Below are 1,282 nucleotides of genomic sequence, written 5' to 3' on the forward strand. Positions count from 1 at the left end.
TCTGCGGTCTGCGGTCTGGCGGTCTGGCGCTGTGCACGCGCTGCATACGCTGACGGCGCGGGCCGTGAGCCGCGAGCCCGCACCAGCCCTGCGAGGAAGCACTCCGCAATGACGCGCAACTGCAAAGCGCGCGCAATGCCGAACGCTGCTACACCCCAATAGCGCCGCGCGCTCCTTCCTCTCTTCTCTCTTCTCTCTTCTCTCTTCCTCTCTTCCTCTCTTCCTCTCTTCCTCTCTTCCTCTCTTCCTCTCTTCCTCTCTTCCTCCTTTCCTCCTTTCCCCGCTTCATCCCGATCGACGTGACTGCGCAAAACAGCAGAGGCAGCGCTGATTGATGGCGCTGCTTTACGGCCGCAGCTTTAAGGGATTTCTCACTTCTCATTCGGATTTTTCCCGCAATCCCAATAACGGCCCGCGGGCACCATGCTCCGACCTGTTTTCCGGAGCAACGAGATGAAATTGATGAAGCTTGCGCTGGCGGTTGCGGCGCTGTCGCCGGTCGCCGCTTCCGCGACATTGGGCGGAGCGCCGGCTATGCGTATGCACGCGATTGCGGGATCGCGATCGTTGCTCCAGGCGGCGACGCCGCCCGATGTTTCGGCTGCGGCCGCGTCATATACGGTGCGCGAAGCCACCGACGCCGACGGCGTGACGATCCGCGAATACGTGTTGCCCAGCAACGTGGTATTTGCGGTCACCTGGCAAGGTCCGGTGCGCCCGGACATGAGTGCGCTGCTTGGCAGCTACTTCCCGAACTTCGCCGATCCGGGCAATGGGCGCACGCGCGGCATCGGCCCGATGGTTCAGCACAACGGCGATTTCCATATCGAATCGGCCGGTCACGCGGGGTACTTTTTCGGCAAGGCCTATCTGCCGCGCGTCGTGCCCACCCATGTCCGCATGGAGGATCTGCAATGAAGCGGCGTGCGGATTCATTGAAAGCCAACACTATGGCAACGCTCAACAAAAGGCTCTGCTCCGCGCTTCTGACTGCCAGCGTGGCGCTGTCCGCCTGTGGTGGCGGCGATGATGGCAGCGCTAACGCGACGAATGACACTTTGAAGCCGGGGACTCCGGCGCCGGCACCGACGCCAGCACCAAGTCCGGCTCCGACGCCTAATCCAACGCCGACTCCGACTCCGACTCCGACACCAACACCAGCACCAACTCCAGCACCAACGCCAACGCCAACGCCAACTCCGACTCCGACTCCGACTCCAGCACCAACGCCAACTCCGACACCAACACCGACACCAACTCCAACACCAACTCCAACTCCAAC

The 1,282-nt window shown here is 62.2% G+C and carries 2 protein-coding genes; one reads left to right on the top strand and one right to left on the bottom strand.

Translation table 11 applies throughout. From position 1 onward, the window contains the following. Positions 1–148: 148 nt before the first annotated feature. A complete protein-coding gene (locus BN2475_RS33865) occupies positions 149–382 on the bottom strand; it encodes a hypothetical protein (RefSeq protein ID WP_143325907.1) in 234 nt (77 codons plus the stop codon). 71 nt (positions 383–453) lie between these two features. Here BN2475_RS33865 and BN2475_RS26320 point away from each other — a divergent pair, with 71 nt between their 5' ends. Continuing rightward, a complete protein-coding gene (locus BN2475_RS26320; protein WP_094782402.1) occupies positions 454–918 on the top strand; it encodes a DUF2844 domain-containing protein in 465 nt (154 codons plus the stop codon). The last annotated feature ends 364 nt before the right edge of the window (positions 919–1,282 follow it).

Source organism: Paraburkholderia ribeironis (assembly GCF_900019265.1).
GTDB classification, from domain to species: Bacteria; Pseudomonadota; Gammaproteobacteria; order Burkholderiales; family Burkholderiaceae; genus Paraburkholderia; species Paraburkholderia ribeironis.

Bases quoted from the DNA above. Each gene is read 5' to 3' on its own strand.
- BN2475_RS33865 (WP_143325907.1), bottom strand. From the start codon at position 382: ATGAGAAGTGAGAAATCCCTTAAAGCTGCGGCCGTAAAGCAGCGCCAT.
- BN2475_RS26320 (WP_094782402.1), top strand. From the start codon at position 454: ATGAAATTGATGAAGCTTGCGCTGGCGGTTGCGGCGCTGTCGCCGGTC.